Here is a 19,207-nt window from a genome sequence, read left to right as displayed (position 1 = left end):
GCCTTTGGCCTGAAAACGCTAGAAGTGGTCTTCCGTTTCTTGTGACACCACAATATAGAGTGCTTCGCCCGAGGGCAACGCGGTTGACCCCCTGTCCTCATCAACGTATCTTTAACCCTCTTTCCGCCCGTCGGTCGCTGCCAAAGGATGCCTCATGACCCGTTTTGCCGCCCCCATCGCCGAACAGATCTGGGACATGAAATACCGTCTGAAGGATGCCGATGGCAGCCCGATCGACGCCACGGTCGAAGACAGCTGGCGCCGCGTCGCCCGCGATCTGGCCTCGGTCGAGGCTGATCCGGCCGCCTGGGAGCCGAAATTCTACGCCGCGCTCGAAGATTTCAAATTCCTGCCCGCGGGGCGGATTCTGGCGGGGGCGGGCACCGGCCGGGCGGTGACCTTGTTCAACTGCTTCGTCATGGGCACGATCCCCGATTCGATGGGCGGCATCTTCGACATGCTGAAGGAAGCCGCGCTGACGATGCAGCAGGGCGGCGGTATCGGCTATGATTTCTCGACGATCCGGCCGCGTGGCGCGGCGGTGAAGGGGGTGGCGGCCGATGCCTCGGGGCCGCTGTCGTTCATGGATGTCTGGGATGCGATGTGCCGCACGATCATGTCGGCGGGCAGTCGCCGCGGCGCGATGATGGCGACGATGCGCTGCGATCACCCCGATATCGAGGCTTTCATCACCGCAAAACAGGATTCGGCCCGGCTGCGGATGTTCAACCTGTCGGTGCTGATCACCGATGCCTTCATGGAAGCGGTGAAGGCCGACGGGCCGTGGGAGCTGGTCTTTGACGGCAAGGTCTATCACACGCTGAACGCCCGCGATCTGTGGAACAAGATCATGCGCGCGACCTATGATTTCGCAGAGCCGGGGGTGATCTTCATCGACCGGATCAATGCGATGAACAACCTGGCCTATCTGGAGCAGATCGCGGCGACGAACCCCTGTGGCGAGCAGCCCCTGCCGCCCTATGGCGCCTGTCTGCTCGGCTCGGTCAACCTGGCGCGGCTGGTGTCTGCGCCCTTCACCGACAAGGCCGTGCTGGATCTGGCGGCGCTGGATGATCTGGTGCGCACCTCGGTGCGGATGATGGACAATGTGGTCGATGCCAGCCGCTTCCCGCTGCCGCAGCAGCAGGCGGAGGCCACGAACAAGCGCCGGATCGGGCTTGGGGTGACGGGGCTGGCCGATGCGCTTTTGATGCTGGGGCTGCGCTATGGCTCGGATGCGGCGGCGGCGCAGACCGAGGCCTGGATGAAGGCGATTGCCCGGGCGGCCTATCTGGCCTCGGTCGATCTGGCGCGGGAAAAGGGCGCCTTCCCGCTTTTTGATGCGCAGAAATATCTGAACAGCGGCAACATGTTGCAGATGGACGAGGATGTCCGTCAGGCGATTGCGACGCATGGGATCCGCAATGCGCTGCTGACCTCGATCGCGCCCACCGGGACGATCTCGCTTTATGCGGGCAATGTGTCGTCGGGCATCGAGCCTGTCTTCGCCTATGCCTATACCCGCAAGGTGCTGCAAAAGGATGGCTCGCGGACCGAGGAAGAGGTGGTCGATTGCGCGGTGCAGATGTGGCGCGACCTGAAGGGGGATGCGCCCCTGCCCGACTATTTCGTCAATGCCCAGACGCTGGCGCCGATGGATCATGTGAAGATGCAGGCGGCGGCACAGAAATGGATCGACTCGAGCATTTCGAAGACGATCAACTGCCCGGTGGACATCAGCTTTGACGATTTCAAGGATGTCTACATGGCGGCCTTTGAAAGCGGCTGCAAGGGCTGCACCACCTATCGCCCGAATGATGTGACGGGCTCTGTTTTGACGGTTTCCGAAACTTCCGAAAAGACGCCAGAGACCGAAACCGGCGCCGAGGTGGTTTATCTGACCGAACCGCTCGACCGGCCTGCGGCCTTGGAAGGGGCGACCTACAAGCTGAAATGGCCGGGGTCGGAACATGCGATCTACATCACGGTGAACGACATCGTGCAGGGCGGGCATCGCCGTCCTTTCGAGGTTTTCATAAATTCCAAGAATATGGAACATTATGCCTGGACGGTGGCACTGACGCGGATGATCTCGGCGGTGTTCCGGCGCGGTGGCGATGTGAGTTTCGTCGTGGGCGAGTTGAAAGCGGTCTTCGATCCGCGTGGCGGGGCCTGGATGGCGGGTCAGTACATCCCGTCGATCCTGGCCGCGATCGGCGGCGTGATCGAGCGTCATCTGGTGGCGACAGGTTTCATCGCGGGCGAGGGGATGGGGTTGAAATCCGATCCCCGGGCCGAAGTGATGGAAATGGGAGAAGTTCCGCGCGGCGAGGCTTGTCCGTCTTGCGGAAGCTATGCAATGCGCAAGGTGGAAGGCTGTGTGACCTGCGCCGACTGCGGGCATTCGAAGTGCGGCTGAACAGGGCGGCAGCCACACAAGCCAGATAAGGGAATAGCGTGCGCAAATAAAATCTAGAAGCGTGCGCAAACTCGGCAAATTCGAGGTGGGCAGGTAGCCAGAAGCGGCATTCTAGCAGTCTCTTGCTATGTGCCCGCCTCAATATAAGCTATTTATTTCAAGGGCATAGGTGGCGCAGAGGTTCATCGAGAGCTTCCGCCTCCTGTCTCCTCAGACCCGTTCAGAGAACTCGCCTTATTGGTGTGGGCCACCTGCAACAGAACAGCTTCTCGATCACCTCCCACTCGAAGATCGCACCGATATCTTCGCCATCCGGAGCAAATGGAGCGACGCTGGCGTCCTTCAGAATTGTGCGCAGGGATTGCCAAGAAAGCCCGAGAAGTGCGGCGAGGTGGCGGAGCGTCACGAAGCGACGATGGAAGGCATCGATGTCGGCGGGCGAGAGGAAACGTTGCTTCGCCTTCGTCTTCGGGTTCATGCCTTCGGTCGTCGGAACGTGACCGTCCCGGACCAGCCGCATCGCCGTGCGATGGCGCAACCCGGCGGTCTTCGCGAACAACTCGATGCTCAGCCCCTTGGCCTCCGGTCGTTCCAGCCTGCGTTCCACCTCGGCGAAATCAACCAGAATCGCCGCATACCCGTCACGCCCGAGGTGCTTTCCAACCCGTGTCAGCTTCCGGCCCTCGATCATGCTGACGATCTGCCCGGGGCGGATCTTCAGGCGCTGCGCAGCCGACGCAATATCGCTCCAGTCATGCATGGGTACGTAAATCGGTGTGGCGCCAGTCAGCAAGCCATCGATGAAAGATCGCCCGGCCTGAATATCCCAAAGCGGCTTGTGCCCGGCCCCGCCCAGGGTCGGCGCAAAATATCCGTCCTGTCGCAGCAGGTCGAACTGTGACCGTGAGATCGAGAGCTTCTCACGCAATTCCGGGGCATTCACCCCGGATCCGAGTGACTGCAGAAACGGCGCGGCCGCGACGGCATCGAACAGCTCCCAGGCGTCTTCGCGACCTTCGCCGGCAGGCTTGACCCAGCCCGCCTCGGACAAAAGCTTGCGCAGCCGCCGCGCATCGATTCCGGTTTCGCGCGCAGCCGTCAGAACGGAATGCACTCGGCGCTCAAGGACAGGTTCGCCCATCAAGGCGTCGCCCGGCCCAAGTGGCCATGTCGTCGCGATGTGGTCGCGCAACAGATCGCGAAAGGGACGGTAATCCTCTCCCGTAAGATCGTGCGCGAGCCTGTCATAGAGGTCACCGAACTTCTTCTTTGGACCGTCTGTCGGTGTTCCGATCAGCTGCTGCAGCTGCGAGAGGGCATCGCGGATATGTTCCTCGCCCTTGCTGGCGAAGGTGTATCCGAGATCAAAACAGCACCAGAGCCGCTCCGGTGGCATCTTTTTCCATTTCGGGATTTTGGTCGCAAAGGCTGCGCGTCCCAGCAGCTCACAGAAATGCGCGGCCGGGTAGAGCGAAAACTGATCCAGCCAGTTGCCCTGAGAACCGTGCTCGATGGCCAGGCGCGTCTCGAACCACAGGTCGAACGGGGACGCATCCCGCAAAGGTCTGTCCAACGAGCCCGATAGCACGGCCTCGGCAATTTCGGCGAAACGCGAGGCCGTGTCGTATCGGCGCGCCGGTTCTGCTTCATGCCAGAGCGGAACGAGCGGATGGCGGTGGTGGAGGCAGATGGTCGCCGGGCGAAGCATCCAGTGGCCGCGGAGGGCCATGGCCTCTGCGGGGGGACCGTCGGCGCTCTCCGAGTCCTGGCGCAGGCAAATCGGACACCCGCGCACCGTGGTTTCTTTCACGGCCTTGGCGTGGAAGGTCTGCCCGCGGAACTGATGCTCTCGATCACCGGTGTTCTCGGGGGTCCAGGCGAGCAGGTCGTCGCAGGATGCCCCGGAGATTTCGGAGAGACGCAGGATCGCATCGCGCTTTCCGACGACAATGGAGCTGAAGGGAATATCCATATCGTTGCCGAACACGCCGACAGGTAGGGCATTCCTTGCGGCAAGCCGACACATAAACGAAAACGCCGTCTCGCGCGGGGCCAGAGATGAGGTCAGAGCGAGACGGCTGGACAATCTTCAACCTCGGGAAGCGTGAGGCTGCTTCTACTTATGTCATACCGAAGAGCAATAGGCATTTGGGCATGCCCGCGAGCTGATCACGCCGATAACATCGCGCGGCCCCATTCAGCCCTCGGCTATGCCATCGACGTGCTCGGCCCAAAACGGACATTGGCCTGATCGGTTGCTGTGAGGCGATAGGCTCCGAAGCGGCCGTTCGACTAGCTTTCCGCACAAGCCTTCATTAGTCTGGTGGTGATGAGACAGACCTCGCGCGGTTGACCTGACAAACGGCCGATGACAATCAAGACGGGGACGTGGCCTTGCCGCAAGGTGGATTCGATCTCACCACTGACATTCTTCGTCCGAACTACAAGCTCTGGCGCGCTGTGGCCGCGGCACGCACATCGCTTCTAGAAAACCGCTGATCATAATGTTGGACGCTCCAGCGCGCAGCTCTTGGATGACACAAGCACATCCTGAGCACAGACTTTGATCGATCATCATTGCGTTGTGCGCTTATGTGGTACAACCTGCGGGCAATGTGGAGCTGGAGGCATCTTGAAGAATGATGACTTCCTATGAACGCGCAGCTCGTGTTGGGGATATTTCATATGGCACGGCCAACCAAACGGCAGAGAAGCAATTTCTTAAGCGAATTTGAGCTGGATGAACGGCTTCTCAGGCGCGAAGAGAAAAAATCTGGGAGGCCTAGTCTAGTCGAGGGATACTCAAAAACAGATTCGAAAATTCTTGTTAAATCGTGGTCTGCAAGCAAAAATGATAATAATTTCCTCAAGGATATATGGCATCATGAGATCCGCCAACTCCATCGAATTTGTGGGTACCCTGGCGCGAATGATATAATTGCTCCGATATACGCCGCGGGCGCGGATAGCGAAGGGTTTCATTTGGCGCTAGACGTAGGGCAACGGCGACCATTAGCGACAATTGTTGAGTTTGGAGATAGAAACCAATGGCTCAAACAAACCAATCGTGTCTCGAACAGAATTCGTTTGTGGCGAAATATGCAACGAATTTGTCGAGGCATAGAAATCATTCATCAGCAAGGGCTAATTCATAGAAATATAGATGAATGGTCAGTGTTGACCTCCGGCGGTGAGCATCTTGATTTTCAACTTACGGGCTTTGAGTGGTCCATTCGACTTACTGGTGTTGGGATGCAGAATGGCAGTCGCAATACGGCCAGGGAGGATATAGCAACCGCATCATTCTACTCGGACTGGCGTGACTTTTCACTTCTGATTAGTGACCTGCTGCGCCTCGACAAGAAGAAAATTCTCGATGCGACCACTCCACCCTCTTCCGTTTCTGAGAACATCCTGACAGAGGAAGCAAAGCTATTAAGGAAGCTTGCTGTCACGGAAAAATTTGAACGGGTGGACGGTGAAGTCGTTTTTGGCGAAATTGACGAAATCATCGCGTGTCTCGAGCGATCTGAGGCCAGAATTGAGCAAAAATTACGCCTCGCGGTTCGCCTCGGCCCACAGTCGGTCCTTTCTGAGGCAATAAGAGTCGCTACGGATGGAGAAATCGAATCCAGCAACATCCAAGATCAGATAGCTTTTATCGAGGCCGACATCTATGAGCGCCCGAGATTGCTTATGGTTAAGGCTGACGGAAACGCAAGCGGTCGGCTAGTAGTCTGTGGGCATCTACTAACCTATTCTTTATCTAAGTTTACTCACAGCACCTCCCAAGGGGATGGATCTTGGGATCTAGCTTATTGCGAGCGGACAGAAAAAAAGAATCCTGCGCCCATAAATATTCTCGCTGAGGATACCGTTCCGAGCGGAGAAATAAGTATCGTTTCCTTGAGGGATGCGAATAGAGACTTTCCGAGACTTCGAGGGAAGCTTCGCAGTTGGCTGCCTCTCTGGGATAGTCTTTCTAATAGCAGCAACCTAACCTCAAGCAGTGGTAGCGCAATTGAGGCCCTATCCTTAACGTCGTTTCTTGATGCGATTTATGCCGCAGCAGATTCCTTCCCTGTCGAGGTTCAGAAAGATGACAGTGAAGTGACGGAAGATCTCTTTTCTGTGCGCGTCAAGATCCGCCAAGACATAGAACGAGAAGCGCTCTCTGAGGCATTGGGCCTAAAGCCGCTTACTGATCGCCTTGATGAGCTGGTTCAGAGAGATAGTCGGGCCGATGAATGGGTCATATCGGACGGGCAGCTTGTAGGTGTAAAAGAGACTGCGAACACCACCTGGCGCCTAACTGATCGGATTGAAGAGAAGCGCGGCATATCATACCGACTTTCAGGTAGCGATCCAATCCCTCCGTTGACGCAACCACTTCTTTTATTATCGGACTTTGTAGGTAGGGATGCGCAATTTCAGCGCAGAGTCAAAGCTATAAGCGCTCTAAAAGAGCACTCTGAATTGAGTGAGATACTAGAGGATCCACGCTCCAAGATTCGTGAAACACACGAGGCTGTATATAAAGACGACAGTTGGGAAAGCCTAGACCCATCAAAACAAGAAGCTTTGGAACGGATTGTATCAACTCTGCCAATTTCGCTTGTTCAGGGTCCGCCAGGCGTGGGGAAAACCCGGCTAGTCAGAGATTTGACCGATCACATTTTTCGAGCAGATCCAACAAGTAGGGTTCTCCTAACTGCTCAAGCAAATTCGGCAATTGATCACCTTATGGATGAAATTCTTTCTGAAGTTTCTTTGCCGGATGATTGCCTAATCGTGCGGCCTAGAGCCAAGGACTACGAAGGGGTGCAAGATGACAGGAGCCCGCGAAACGTCACAAGACGACTGATTGCTGATTTTTGCGAAAGCGATATTGCAAAAGGTGCGCCCGATTTTTTAAAGTCACAGATCGAAGATCTGCGAGGAGTTTCGACGAATGGCGGGCCTGCACGGACAAAAAATTCTACGAGTCCATCGATAAAGGACGTTCAATCCATTGAGCACTTAGTGCTCCGATCAGCAAATGTTGTATTTTCGACGGTGAACTCTTCCAGCATTGAAAGGCTAGTTGAAGAGAGGAATCAATTTGACTGGAGTGTCATTGAAGAGGCAGGCAAGGCAAACGGGTTAGAGTTGCTCGCCCCCCTTTTGCTATCGCACAGACGCCTCATGATCGGGGACCATAAACAGCTAGCGCCTTTTGACGCAAAGAGACTCGAGCGAGTACTTCGAAATTCTGAGACTGTTCGCAAAGCAATTTCCGCAGGCTCTCAATTTGTTGGGCGCAGCTTAAGAGACCAAACGATAGATGAAGTGATTGGGTTGGACGATAAAGTTGATTTTGACCTGGACGCACTTTGCTCAAAAGCGATCAGACTGCTTTCTTTGTTTGAGACTCTTATTGACGATCAGTTAACGTGGCAAAAAACTCGACCAAAATCCCGGAAACTTGCATCGGTACTGAATCAGCAACACAGAATGCACCCCGCTATCGCTCGTGTAGTTTCAAAGACATTCTACGATGGAGAGCTCGAGACTTATAGCTCGGCTACTCGTTGGTTTGAGAGTGTGCCGCCTCCATTCCGCTCCCGAGATATTGCTCGGCTTCCAAACTCTCCGCTTGTGTTGGTCAACATGCCCTATGTTCAATCTGAACTGGGAAAAAAATATGGGGATCAGAGTCCGACTTGGCACAATCCGGATGAGGTCTCCGCCGTAATTGAGGTATTGAAGCTTCTTGAAGTGCCGAAAGACCTGGGCAGAAAACCAACAATTGCTGTTTTGTCGCCTTACAGCGAGCAGGTTAGAAGGCTCGGCAAGAGAATTGATGACGATTTAGCTGCGTTTCCAAATCTTCACGAATTTATAGGCGCTGTAGACAGCTCGATCTGCGGTACGGTTGACTCGTTTCAAGGAAACCAAGCAGACATCGTAATTGTTTCTCTTGTCAGAAACAACAATAGAGCCTCCATGAATGGAGCTCTCGGTTTTTTGTGTGATGCGCGACGAATGAACGTGCTTTTTAGTCGCGCACGCTGGAAGCTAGTCGTTGTAGGTTCGTTTGATTTTTTAACCACTGTTCTGACAGCCAACAAGTCTAGAGACGACGCAGAGGGCGCCTTCTTGAGTAGCCTAATGACAAATCTTGATGCGGAATTGACTAATAATAACGCCGCTATGGTTAACTTTAAAACATTGTGCGCGAGGGCGTAAGAAATGACTACAGTTCGCGTTGCGGTGCCGGTCCTGCAGGGCACTAAGAAATTTGTGTTTGATAAAGGTCGCCCATGGACTATTATTGAGCATTCGATATTGGCCTCGATTGCGCTGGAATCTCAGAATTTTACGGAGCTTCAGAAGCGTGCCAATCTACCCCGACGAGTCCTTGTCGAAGCAATTGTCCGACTCATGAGAGTTGGTTGGGTGGAACTGGTTGATGTTGGAAGTACCATGAACTTCCAGACTACCCCCTCCGGAGCAGCCGCAGCAACTTTACGCGAGTTGCCGAGCCCACTAACGCGACATAAGCAACGTCGGAGCTTCGTCATCGATCAAATCTCTGGAACGGTGTTCCGTAGACGACAGCTACCGTTTCATCATGAATACCACATCCAAGATCTGGAAAAGCGAGATGCGAACATTATACGCGTTTCGAGGCCAGAAAGAGAGAACGTTGGCGATGCTACATCACTTCTCCATGTATTGTTCGAAGAAGATGAGCAATTTGTCGCATTTGACGGTGGGGGAGAGCGCCTTATGGAAAGGTGGGCGCTCGTCATCGTTCGAGACGGAATAGTCGACGGATTGCCATCTCATGCATCTGAAGAGCTCAAGGAGGCTATTTTACAAGCTGCGCGTTCGTATGAGCACAGGCCAAATGGCCAGCAGCCCCAAACTGTTACAGCGAGGTTTCAAGCCAAGCCGCCCCGCCTAGACGCGGTTTCTTGTAGATTCACGAGTTCTGATCTCGTTATTGGTGGCGCAGAGCATCAAAGAGTCTTTATGGATTCAATCAAGAAAGCCCGTCACCGTATCATTATTCACTCAACATTCATTTCTGAAGATCACTTTAAAAACGTTCTTCCCAGCCTGCGGATAGCTTTAGATCGCGGCGTGATGATTGACATACTCTGGGGGCAGGAGACGGACGTTAGCGGAAGTAATCCTTCGCGCCAAGCCGCTCTTAACATTCGGAAGGCTATGACTGGAAACAATATTGACCGAATTAGGGTGCATACATCTTCAACACACTCGCATTCAAAAATGCTAATTTCAGATACGGGCCACCCAAACGATTTTATTTGCTATATTGGGTCATGCAATTGGTTGTCGAGTAGCTTTCAGAGCTTTGAAACTTCGGCTTCTTTCAGGAATGGAGCCCTAATTTCTGATGTTTTTTCTAAGCTTGCTGAGCTTTGCCGATCACCGAGTGGGCACTTCTCTCGCCTTTCTGAAGAGTATATGATGCTGGCAGCGACGATTTCAAAAAATAGATCCGAGCATTCGGGGAGTTCTCGGATGGCTCTAGTCTATGGACCCATGCATAATGACTTAATACTTCAAGCAAGAGATGATGTTCAGAAAGAAGCATTTGTTTGTAGCCACCGGATGAGCCCTGCATCAGGTCCGTTAGTTTTGTCGGCAATGGTCGCGGCTGCTGCACAGAGAGATCGCCTTATCAAAATATATTATGGCAGAACTTCGGGGGGTATGTCGTCTGAAGAGGCTTCCGCGCTGATAAGAGATGACTTAGGGACTGGAGTCAACGTTCAGCCAATATTTGACCCTCGACTTCATGCTAAAGTTTTGGCTTGGGATGATGACAATTTGGTTATTTCCAGTCAGAATTGGCTTTCCGCTGACCCTCCTCCAGATAAGCCACTATCCGAAATGGGAATATTCATAAATAGCAAAGGCATTGCGAAATACTTTAGAGAGCGCTTTCAGATGTCTCTGCGCAGTTGACAACTATTTACGCAACGAGATGAAATATGTATTTTAGCCACGAATTGATGCCACAACGTCGGCACGTGAAGCCCGCCATCGTTATCGCTTCGGAGCCGTGGTTGAAGTCTGCGTCCGAGTGCCATCGCAATTGTTTGTTGTGTGACTACACGTCACGACAATGCTGGCTGGGCTCCGGCCCCTAGCGGCCTTCGGAGGGGAACCGCTGCGGCTCGCCCGACTGGCCGCTTTTATGGGATGCTGCAGGTGCGATGCCGCACTGCCGTCAGGCTGCTATCTGCCCGTGTTGGGCAGACAGGAGCGACTTGCGCGGCATGGTGCATGAGTGACCGCTATCCCAAGCTCGCTGCGGGCGCCATGCCGCACCGCGCTCAGTCGGCTTACCGCCCTCTGCGTATGCGGCGGCCACGGCCCATTGATATTTTTCTTGCGGGTGTCGGAGGAGCGAGCGGACGGGTGCGCGTTGCGGCTTTGTATCGCCCCTCAAATGATCGTAAGCGCCCGCTCATCGCCCTTTGCCTTGCGGCTTGACTATTCTCGGAAGTTCCAGGGCATGAGCGCGGCGATATCGCTTTGCATGTGCTGGTCGAGGATCTTGCGGAGCGTGGCGGCGATATAGGCCTCGGGGTTTATGCCATTGAGGCGGCAGGTGCCGATCAGTGAGGCGATGCGGGCCCAGGTTTTCGCCCCGTCGTCGGAGCCCGCGAAGAGCGCGTTTTCCTCGTCAGCGGAATCGGACGGATCGCGTTTTCGACGCCGTTGGTGTCCATTTCGAGCCGACCGTCCGCAAGGAACCGGGTCAGCCCCGCCCAACGTTTGAGCCCGTATCGGATGTGCCGCGCGAGTTCGTTCGTCGAGGAGAGCTGCTGCAGGCAGCCCTCGAGCCAGGGCCGCAGGGCCTCGACGATCGGCCTGGAGAACCTCTGCCGGATTTTCACGCGCGTGGCCGGGTCACGGCCGCGGATTTCCTTTCGATGGCGTAAAGCTGCGCAATGCGCTCGACCATCTCGTCGCAGATTTCCGACGGCGTATCCTTGGCGAACTTGACGAAGCGGCGCCGCCAATGCGTCCAGCAATAGGCGATGTCCCATGGCTTTGCGGTCTTTTTCGGATCGGCCAGCTGGTCATAGCCGCCGTGGCCATCGACCAGCAGCGTGCCGCCGGAGAACCCCTTGAGGATCTCTTGCGCGACCTTGCCTGCGCGACTGCGCGCGTGATGAAAGACCACGATCGGGGGATCGCCGCCACCCCAGCCACGCTGATCGCGCAGCACCACCCAGAGCCAGTCGGTGCGCACCTCCCGGTGCCCGGCGCCAGCACCGGCACGGTGGTCTCATCCATCTGCAACCGGTCGCTGCGGCGCAACTCTGTCATCATCGCGTCGATCACCGGCGCCAGAAGCTGTGCCGCCCGCCCGGACCATTCCGCCAGCATCGTGCGGTCAAGATCGAGCCCCTGGCGGCGATAGATGTCGGCCTGACGGTAAAACGGCAGGTAATCGCCGAATTTGGCGACCATGCAATGCGCCACCAGCGCCTCGGTCGGCAGGCCGCGCGGCACCAGCCATTCCGGCGCCGGAGCCTGGGCATGCTGCGCGCCCGCGCAGGTCCGGCAGACATATTTCGGGCGCACCGTCACCAGCACGCGGAATTGCGCCGGGATCACATCGAGCCGCTCCGTCCGGCTTTCGCCAACCCTTTGCATCGCGCCGCAGCCGCAGGGGCAAAGGATGCTCTCCGGTTCGATGACCTGCTCGATCCGGGGCAGATGCGCGGGAAGATTGCCCTTGTTACGCTGCGGCGGAGCAGCTGGCGCCTTCCGGGGGCCGATCACCTTCTCGGCCGCTTCGCTGGCCGCCGCCAGCATCCCGGCCGCAGCCTCGACATCTTCGAATGGCAGGTGATGCTGGTCCGGATCGCCCTTCTCGGACTTCGCGCCGAAAGCATCGCGGCGCATCTGCGAGAGCAGGCGTTCCAGCCGCGCGCGCCTCCTCGACTGCGGCAAGACGTGTTTCCGCCTCGATCCGCGCGGTCTCGGCGGCAGCCCGCGCGGCTTCGGCCTCGGCCAGACGCCGTTCAAGATCTGCCACCCGGGCCGTGCTGGTGCTGCGTGATGCCATGGCCCGAGACTACCCCACAACACCCCGCAAGGACGCCATAAAACACGGCCCGAGTCACCCTGTCGCGGCTCACCCTGCCAGCCGCGGCCTCTGCCTGCGCTCGGCCCGGACAGCCCGCCAATCGACGCCCTCGAACAGAGCGGCGAATTGCGCCGGGGACAGCCTAATGACCCCATCCGCCGGCTTCGGCCAGGCAAAGGCACCGCCCTCGAGCTTCTTGTAGATCAGGATCAGACCGGTCTGGTCCCAGACCAGGCACTTCAGCTGATCGCCGCGCTTCGAGCGGAACAGATACACCGCGCCATTGTAGGGATCGTGGCCGAGCACGTTCTGCACGACCAGCGCGAGCCCCGCGTGACCTTTGCGGAAGTCCACCGGCCGCGTCGCCAGATAGGCGCGAGTGATCCCGCCCGGCAGGATCACGACGATGTCTCCCGCAATGCCGCAACCACCCGCCCAAGATGCGCCGCGTCGAAGCCGGTCGGCACGAGGATCCGCACCCCGACGATCTCCAGCTGAAGGCTGGTCCCGGGTTGATCGCCCGGCACGGCGCCCCCGCTCACCATGATCGGCACGAGCCCGAGGGCATCATCCTCCGGCATCGGCAAAAGCCCCTCGCGCGCGGCCCGACGCCAGGCATGCAATTGCGGCGCCGAAACCCCATGACGCCGGGCCACGTCGGCCACCGTCACCCCGTCCCGAAACGTCTCGAGCACCATTGCCGCCTTCACATGCTCGGGCCAGCGACGGCGACCGGTCGGCCCCGTCACGATGTCGATACGACCAGCGTATCCAGGATCATCACTGTGAGAACTTACGTAAGTTTGTATGTCGCTATCCATCGACGCCTCCGTTGTTACGGGCGTCATCTCGGATGACATCGCCCCTCAAACAACGAGGGCGATGGCCGGGCGCTTACAAATGATCTCACTGGGGAATCCCTGGTGAGTTCATTTCACGAGATCTGAGCCGGCCTCATTTTCCGCTCCCCGGGCATAGGCCCATGGCATCAGCGCGTCGATGTTGCTGGCCAGGTGACCATTGGCGAGGCGGGTGAAGAGATCGCGCAGATATGTGCCCTTCCGGCCGGGGCGATAGTGGAACACCACCCCCGGGGGCGCTGTCCCGCCCCAGCCGCGATCATCGCGCAGCACCGCCCAGAGATAGGTAAGCGCCCGCTCATCGCCCTTTGCCTTGCGGCTTGACTATTCTCGGAAGTTCCAGGGCATGAGCGCGGCGATATCGCTTTGCATGTGCTGGTCGAGGATCTTGCGGAGCGTGGCGGCGATATAGGCCTCGGGGTTTATGCCATTGAGGCGGCAGGTGCCGATCAGTGAGGCGATGCGGGCCCAGGTTTTCGCCCCGTCGTCGGAGCCCGCGAAGAGCGCGTTTTTCCTCGTCAGCGGAATCGGACGGATCGCGTTTTCGACGCCGTTGGTGTCCATTTCGAGCCGACCGTCCGCAAGGAACCGGGTCAGCCCCGCCCAACGTTTGAGCCCGTATCGGATGTGCCGCGCGAGTTCGTTCGTCGAGGAGAGCTGCTGCAGGCAGCCCTCGAGCCAGGGCCGCAGGGCCTCGACGATCGGCCTGGAGAACCTCTGCCGGATTTTCACGCGCGTGGCCGGGTCACGGCCGCGGATTTCCTTTCGATGGCGTAAAGCTGCGCAATGCGCTCGACCATCTCGTCGCAGATTTCCGACGGCGTATCCTTGGCGAACTTGACGAAGCGGCGCCGCCAATGCGTCCAGCAATAGGCGATGTCCCATGGCTTTGCGGTCTTTTTCGGATCGGCCAGCTGGTCATAGCCGCCGTGGCCATCGACCAGCAGCGTGCCGCCGGAGAACCCCTTGAGGATCTCTTGCGCGACCTTGCCTGCGCGACTGCGCGCGTGATGAAAGACCACGATCGGGGGATCGCCGCCACCCCAGCCACGCTGATCGCGCAGCACCACCCAGAGCCAGTCGGTGCGCACCTCCCGGTGCCCGGCGCCAGCACCGGCACGGTGGTCTCATCCATCTGCAACCGGTCGCTGCGGCGCAACTCTGTCATCATCGCGTCGATCACCGGCGCCAGAAGCTGTGCCGCCCGCCCGGACCATTCCGCCAGCATCGTGCGGTCAAGATCGAGCCCCTGGCGGCGATAGATGTCGGCCTGACGGTAAAACGGCAGGTAATCGCCGAATTTGGCGACCATGCAATGCGCCACCAGCGCCTCGGTCGGCAGGCCGCGCGGCACCAGCCATTCCGGCGCCGGAGCCTGGGCATGCTGCGCGCCCGCGCAGGTCCGGCAGACATATTTCGGGCGCACCGTCACCAGCACGCGGAATTGCGCCGGGATCACATCGAGCCGCTCCGTCCGGCTTTCGCCAACCCTTTGCATCGCGCCGCAGCCGCAGGGGGCAAAGGATGCTCTCCGGTTCGATGACCTGCTCGATCCGGGGCAGATGCGCGGGAAGATTGCCCTTGTTACGCTGCGGCGGAGCAGCTGGCGCCTTCCGGGGGGCCGATCACCTTCTCGGCCGCTTCGCTGGCCGCCGCCAGCATCCCGGCCGCAGCCTCGACATCTTCGAATGGCAGGTGATGCTGGTCCGGATCGCCCTTCTCGGACTTCGCGCCGAAAGCATCGCGGCGCATCTGCGAGAGCAGGCGTTCCAGCCGCGCGCGCGCCTCCTCGACTGCGGCAAGACGTGTTTCCGCCTCGATCCGCGCGGTCTCGGCGGCAGCCCGCGCGGCTTCGGCCTCGGCCAGACGCCGTTCAAGATCTGCCACCCGGGCCGTGCTGGTGCTGCGTGATGCCATGGCCCGAGACTACCCCACAACACCCCGCAAGGACGCCATAAAACACGGCCCGAGTCACCCTGTCGCGGCTCACCCTGCCAGCCGCGGCCTCTGCCTGCGCTCGGCCCGGACAGCCCGCCAATCGACGCCCTCGAACAGAGCGGCGAATTGCGCCGGGGACAGCCTAATGACCCCATCCGCCGGCTTCGGCCAGGCAAAGGCACCGCCCTCGAGCTTCTTGTAGATCAGGATCAGACCGGTCTGGTCCCAGACCAGGCACTTCAGCTGATCGCCGCGCTTCGAGCGGAACAGATACACCGCGCCATTGTAGGGATCGTGGCCGAGCACGTTCTGCACGACCAGCGCGAGCCCCGCGTGACCTTTGCGGAAGTCCACCGGCCGCGTCGCCAGATAGGCGCGAGTGATCCCGCCCGGCAGGATCACGACGATGTCTCCCGCAATGCCGCAACCACCCGCCCAAGATGCGCCGCGTCGAAGCCGGTCGGCACGAGGATCCGCACCCCGACGATCTCCAGCTGAAGGCTGGTCCCGGGTTGATCGCCCGGCACGGCGCCCCCGCTCACCATGATCGGCACGAGCCCGAGGGCATCATCCTCCGGCATCGGCAAAAGCCCCTCGCGCGCGGCCCGACGCCAGGCATGCAATTGCGGCGCCGAAACCCCATGACGCCGGGCCACGTCGGCCACCGTCACCCCGTCCCGAAACGTCTCGAGCACCATTGCCGCCTTCACATGCTCGGGCCAGCGACGGCGACCGGTCGGCCCCGTCACGATGTCGATACGACCAGCGTATCCAGGATCATCACTGTGAGAACTTACGTAAGTTTGTATGTCGCTATCCATCGACGCCTCCGTTGTTACGGGCGTCATCTCGGATGACATCGCCCCTCAAACAACGAGGGCGATGGCCGGGCGCTTACAGAGATAGCCGGTCTTGGTTTTGCCTTTGCCCGGATCCAGCACCGGGGCCGTCGTTTCATCAACGTAAAGACGGGTGCTTTCCGCGATCAGGCGCTTGGCCATGTGCTCGACCACGGGGGCGATCAGCGCGCCGGTGCGGCCCATCCAGTCGGCCAGAACCGAGCGGTCGATCGGCACGCCATGCCGCGCCATCACCACCGCCTGGCGGTTCAGCGGCATATGCTCGGAATGCGAGCTATGGCTGAATTTGGGTGACGCGGCTTGATCAGGCGGCGTCACCCAAATTCAGCCATAGCTCCCTTGCGGCTCCAAGGCCACATTGATGCTTTGCGCCAGCGACTGATGGCAAGCTGGTCGTAGACAATAAAACTTGATCGTATAAACTTGAACAGAGAGCGTAGATTAAGGGATGATTAACATTGGCCAAAAGTTTGCTAAGCGTCACGCTGAAGGCTATGAAGGCCGCGGAGAGAGAGCGTGCTCGTCGTGCAAAAGCTGCCGAGCGTCGTGACCTCGCCGAGCGGAGAGAGGTAGCACAACAGGCGAAGGATTATGCAGCTAAGGTTAAGAAGGCAGAAATCGCGGATGAGCGTGATCGGAAAGCTTACGAAAAGGCAGTAAAGGCGACGCATGCCGCAGCCCAGCAAGCCGAGGTCGACCGAGTAAATTCGGAAATCGATGCAGTCTTAGACGATCTGGAAGGGTTGCTGGCTGCCACGATCAACGTTGACGACCATATAGATCTTGAGAAGCTTCGAAAGCCTTTTGATACGACACCGTTCGACATGCCAGACTTGGAGATTCCGTTAGTCGCGCCGAAACGACCAAATTATCCACCCGAGCCGAAATACGTTGAACCAGACAAGCCTAAGGGTTTCTTCGGCAAGAAGCGGAAGCTAGAGGAAGCGCGCGCGATGGCGCAGCAAACTTACGAGATGCAAAAGGTGGCATGGGCCAGTCGGATCTCGGCCTTAGAAGATAGGTACAGAAAAGAATTGGCTGCCTATGAACAGGCAGAAGCCGAAAGAGTTAAAACCCTGGCCGCGGAAAAACATCGGTTCCGGCAGGAACTGGACGACCACAATCAGGCCATCGACCAATTCATTACGAACCTCTCCTACGGAGACGCTGACGCGGTTCAGGAGTACATCTCGCTCGTCGTGGAGAATTCCGCCTATCCTGATCACTTCGAAGTCGCGCATGAATTCTCGTTCGCACCTGAGACCGCCGAGCTTCGGATGCGTGTGACGGTCCCATCCCCAGACAGATTTCCGGCAATTAGGGCTTACAAATACGTAAAGACGTCCGATGAGATACGCGAGGTCCCGATGTCCCAGGCTGAGATCAGTAAAAGGTATGCCAGTGTCTTGCATCAGGTCGCGATCAGGTCGCTCCACGAGGTGTTCGAGGCGGACAGGCGCGGGCTAATCCGAACGATCTCGCTTGAGGTAGGCACGAAGGCCCGGCACCCTGCCACGGGACGGCTCGATTTCCTTCCCTTTGTGGGTGTCAGCGCCGAGCGTGACAGTTTCATGGAGTTCGATCTTTCTGGCCTTGTCCCGCTCGCAACGTTGAAACATCTCGGCGCCGCGATCTCCAAAGATCCTATCGCCCTCGTCGCCGCCGACGTGACTGGCGTGCGCAAGTCATGACGGACGGGCGGACGTTCAATCCACCGCCGGGGTGGCCCAAGCCGCCTAAGGGGTGGAAACCACCAAAGGACTGGAAGCCCGACCCGAACTGGCCTGCCATGCCTGAGGGATGGGCACTCTGGGTATCGGACGCTGGCGACACGCCTCAGGCAGCGCCAGTGATCGAGGTGGAGAATGACTCGACTGACCCGGAAGCTCCGCCCAACGAACTCTTCGCGTTGAACGCCGAATTGGCGAGGCTGCGGGCTCAATTGGCCGACAATTCGGCGGCGGAAACCATCACTCTCGACGACCAGAAGATCCTGCAGGATATCGGTATTTACCGATATCATCATCCCCTCGAGAACGCCGCAGGATACCGAGCCGAGCTCGAACTGATCGAGGTTGAGATCGCCAAGATCGTGCGGGAGCAAGCGGCCATTGAGGTCTCATCTACGTTCACGTTCGAGAACTCTCTGGCGGCGGGCCGGAAGCTGTCAAACGACCTCGGGAAGCTGATGCTCCGTGCCTACAACGCCGAATGCGATAACTGCATCCGTTCACTTCGTACCGGAAATCCCGACGTGGCCAAAAAGCGGATAGAAGCGTCGCGCCAGGCGATCTCGAAGCTGGGCAAGATCATGGAGATGCATATCAGCGCGCGGTACCACGATCTCCGGGTCCGAGAGATCGAGCTGACGGCCGACTGGCTAATGAAGAAGCAGGAAGAAAGGGAAGCGGAGAAAGAGAACCGGGCTAGACTTCGCGAGGAGAGACGCGTGGAGAGGGAGTTCGCGGAGGAGAGAGAGCGGCTGGCCAAGGAGAAGCAGCACCTCGAGAACGCCATTGAGGCCCTTCGGGAGAAAGGAGAGAGAAACTCCGACCTAGAGGCGAACCTTTTGGCGTTGGAGGAAGCCATCAAACAAAACGAATTCCGACTAGCAAATATCAGGTCCGGCTATGTTTACGTCATCTCGAACCGGGGGGCGTTCGGTACGAACGTCGTCAAGATTGGATTGACGAGACGGCTTGAACCGAATGATCGCATCTCGGAGCTCGGCGGCGCATCCGTTCCCTTTCGGTTCGATGTTCATGCCCTTTTCTTTTCTGAAGACGCCGTGTCATTGGAGAATGAGCTTCATACCCACTTTCGGGACAGAGCTATGAATGCGGTGAATGCCCGCAAGGAGTTCTTCTTTGCGACACCCGCAGAGGTTCGCGACGTCCTCATGGACAAGGTCGGAAGTCTTCTCGAGTTCTCGGAGGTAGGAGAAGCGATTGAGTTCCACCAGTCTAGAAAATATTGGCCGGACCGACCGGAAGAGCTGCACTAGATAATG

The 19,207-nt window shown here is 58.2% G+C and carries 11 protein-coding genes and 4 pseudogenes; 5 read left to right on the top strand and 10 right to left on the bottom strand.

What is annotated here, in order from left to right; genetic code table 11:
• The first annotated feature begins 154 nt into the window (after nt 1–154).
• Nucleotides 155–2,419 (top strand): adenosylcobalamin-dependent ribonucleoside-diphosphate reductase, encoded by a 2,265-nt coding sequence (locus tag ACTTAG_RS14715; RefSeq protein ID WP_444462964.1) that lies wholly within the window; start codon nt 155–157, stop codon nt 2,417–2,419.
• Nucleotides 2,420–2,639: 220 nt separating this feature from the next.
• On the opposite strand, the gene ACTTAG_RS14710 is transcribed toward ACTTAG_RS14715, so the two are convergent.
• Nucleotides 2,640–4,505: a TniQ family protein gene (locus ACTTAG_RS14710; RefSeq protein WP_444462963.1), complete on the bottom strand. Its 1,866-nt coding sequence runs from the start codon at nt 4,503–4,505 to the stop codon at nt 2,640–2,642.
• Nucleotides 4,506–5,071: 566 nt separating this feature from the next.
• Here ACTTAG_RS14710 and ACTTAG_RS14705 point away from each other — a divergent pair.
• Together ACTTAG_RS14705 and ACTTAG_RS14700 are read left to right on the top strand one after the other, a co-directional pair.
• Nucleotides 5,072–8,647, top strand: a complete 3,576-nt coding sequence (locus ACTTAG_RS14705) for an AAA domain-containing protein (RefSeq protein WP_444462962.1) — start codon at nt 5,072–5,074, stop codon at nt 8,645–8,647.
• 3 nt (nt 8,648–8,650) lie between these two features.
• The gene (locus ACTTAG_RS14700) at nt 8,651–10,399 is read left to right on the top strand and encodes a phospholipase D-like domain-containing protein (RefSeq protein WP_444462961.1); all 1,749 of its coding nucleotides are present in this window, start codon (nt 8,651–8,653) and stop codon (nt 10,397–10,399) included.
• A gap of 531 nt (nt 10,400–10,930) precedes the next feature.
• On the opposite strand, the pseudogene tnpC (ACTTAG_RS14695) reads toward ACTTAG_RS14700, so the two are convergent.
• The 9 genes and pseudogenes from tnpC (ACTTAG_RS14695) to ACTTAG_RS14655 form a co-directional block, all read right to left on the bottom strand.
• A pseudogene (gene tnpC, locus ACTTAG_RS14695) lies at nt 10,931–12,518 on the bottom strand (IS66 family transposase).
• Between the two features lie 69 nt (nt 12,519–12,587).
• Nucleotides 12,588–12,941: an IS66 family insertion sequence element accessory protein TnpB gene (gene tnpB, locus ACTTAG_RS14690; protein ID WP_444462574.1), complete on the bottom strand. Its 354-nt coding sequence runs from the start codon at nt 12,939–12,941 to the stop codon at nt 12,588–12,590.
• Nucleotides 12,938–13,360: an IS66-like element accessory protein TnpA gene (tnpA, locus tag ACTTAG_RS14685; RefSeq protein WP_444462960.1), complete on the bottom strand. Its 423-nt coding sequence runs from the start codon at nt 13,358–13,360 to the stop codon at nt 12,938–12,940. Before tnpA (ACTTAG_RS14685) ends, tnpB (ACTTAG_RS14690) begins: the two co-directional genes overlap by 4 nt.
• 108 nt (nt 13,361–13,468) lie before the next feature.
• Nucleotides 13,469–13,588: a hypothetical protein gene (locus ACTTAG_RS14680; protein WP_444465260.1), complete on the bottom strand. Its 120-nt coding sequence runs from the start codon at nt 13,586–13,588 to the stop codon at nt 13,469–13,471.
• A pseudogene (locus ACTTAG_RS14675) lies at nt 13,588–13,684 on the bottom strand (hypothetical protein); the annotation flags it as partial. The pseudogene ACTTAG_RS14675 and the gene ACTTAG_RS14680, both read right to left, overlap by 1 nt.
• 39 nt (nt 13,685–13,723) lie before the next feature.
• Nucleotides 13,724–15,316, bottom strand: a pseudogene (tnpC, locus tag ACTTAG_RS14670) (IS66 family transposase).
• Nucleotides 15,317–15,385: 69 nt separating this feature from the next.
• Nucleotides 15,386–15,739, bottom strand: a complete 354-nt coding sequence (gene tnpB, locus ACTTAG_RS14665) for an IS66 family insertion sequence element accessory protein TnpB (RefSeq protein ID WP_444462574.1) — start codon at nt 15,737–15,739, stop codon at nt 15,386–15,388.
• Nucleotides 15,736–16,158: an IS66-like element accessory protein TnpA gene (tnpA, locus tag ACTTAG_RS14660; RefSeq protein WP_444462960.1), complete on the bottom strand. Its 423-nt coding sequence runs from the start codon at nt 16,156–16,158 to the stop codon at nt 15,736–15,738. Before tnpA (ACTTAG_RS14660) ends, tnpB (ACTTAG_RS14665) begins: the two co-directional genes overlap by 4 nt.
• A 78-nt stretch (nt 16,159–16,236) precedes the next feature.
• Nucleotides 16,237–16,473, bottom strand: a pseudogene (locus tag ACTTAG_RS14655) (IS66 family transposase); the annotation flags it as partial.
• 182 nt (nt 16,474–16,655) lie between these two features.
• On the opposite strand from ACTTAG_RS14655, the gene ACTTAG_RS14650 reads away from it, so the two are divergent.
• Together ACTTAG_RS14650 and ACTTAG_RS14645 are read left to right on the top strand one after the other, a co-directional pair.
• A complete protein-coding gene (locus tag ACTTAG_RS14650; protein WP_444462959.1) occupies nt 16,656–17,888 on the top strand; it encodes a hypothetical protein in 1,233 nt (410 codons plus the stop codon).
• On the top strand, nt 17,885–19,201 hold the full coding sequence (locus tag ACTTAG_RS14645) for a DUF4041 domain-containing protein (RefSeq protein ID WP_444462958.1): 1,317 nt from the start codon (nt 17,885–17,887) through the stop codon (nt 19,199–19,201). Before ACTTAG_RS14650 ends, ACTTAG_RS14645 begins: the two co-directional genes overlap by 4 nt.
• Nucleotides 19,202–19,207 lie beyond the last annotated feature (6 nt).

The sequence above is a fragment of the Rhodobacter capsulatus genome (assembly GCF_052363185.1).
Lineage (GTDB): Bacteria > Pseudomonadota > Alphaproteobacteria > Rhodobacterales > Rhodobacteraceae > Rhodobacter > Rhodobacter capsulatus_E.
This window is presented reverse-complemented; position numbering and strand designations above follow the sequence as displayed.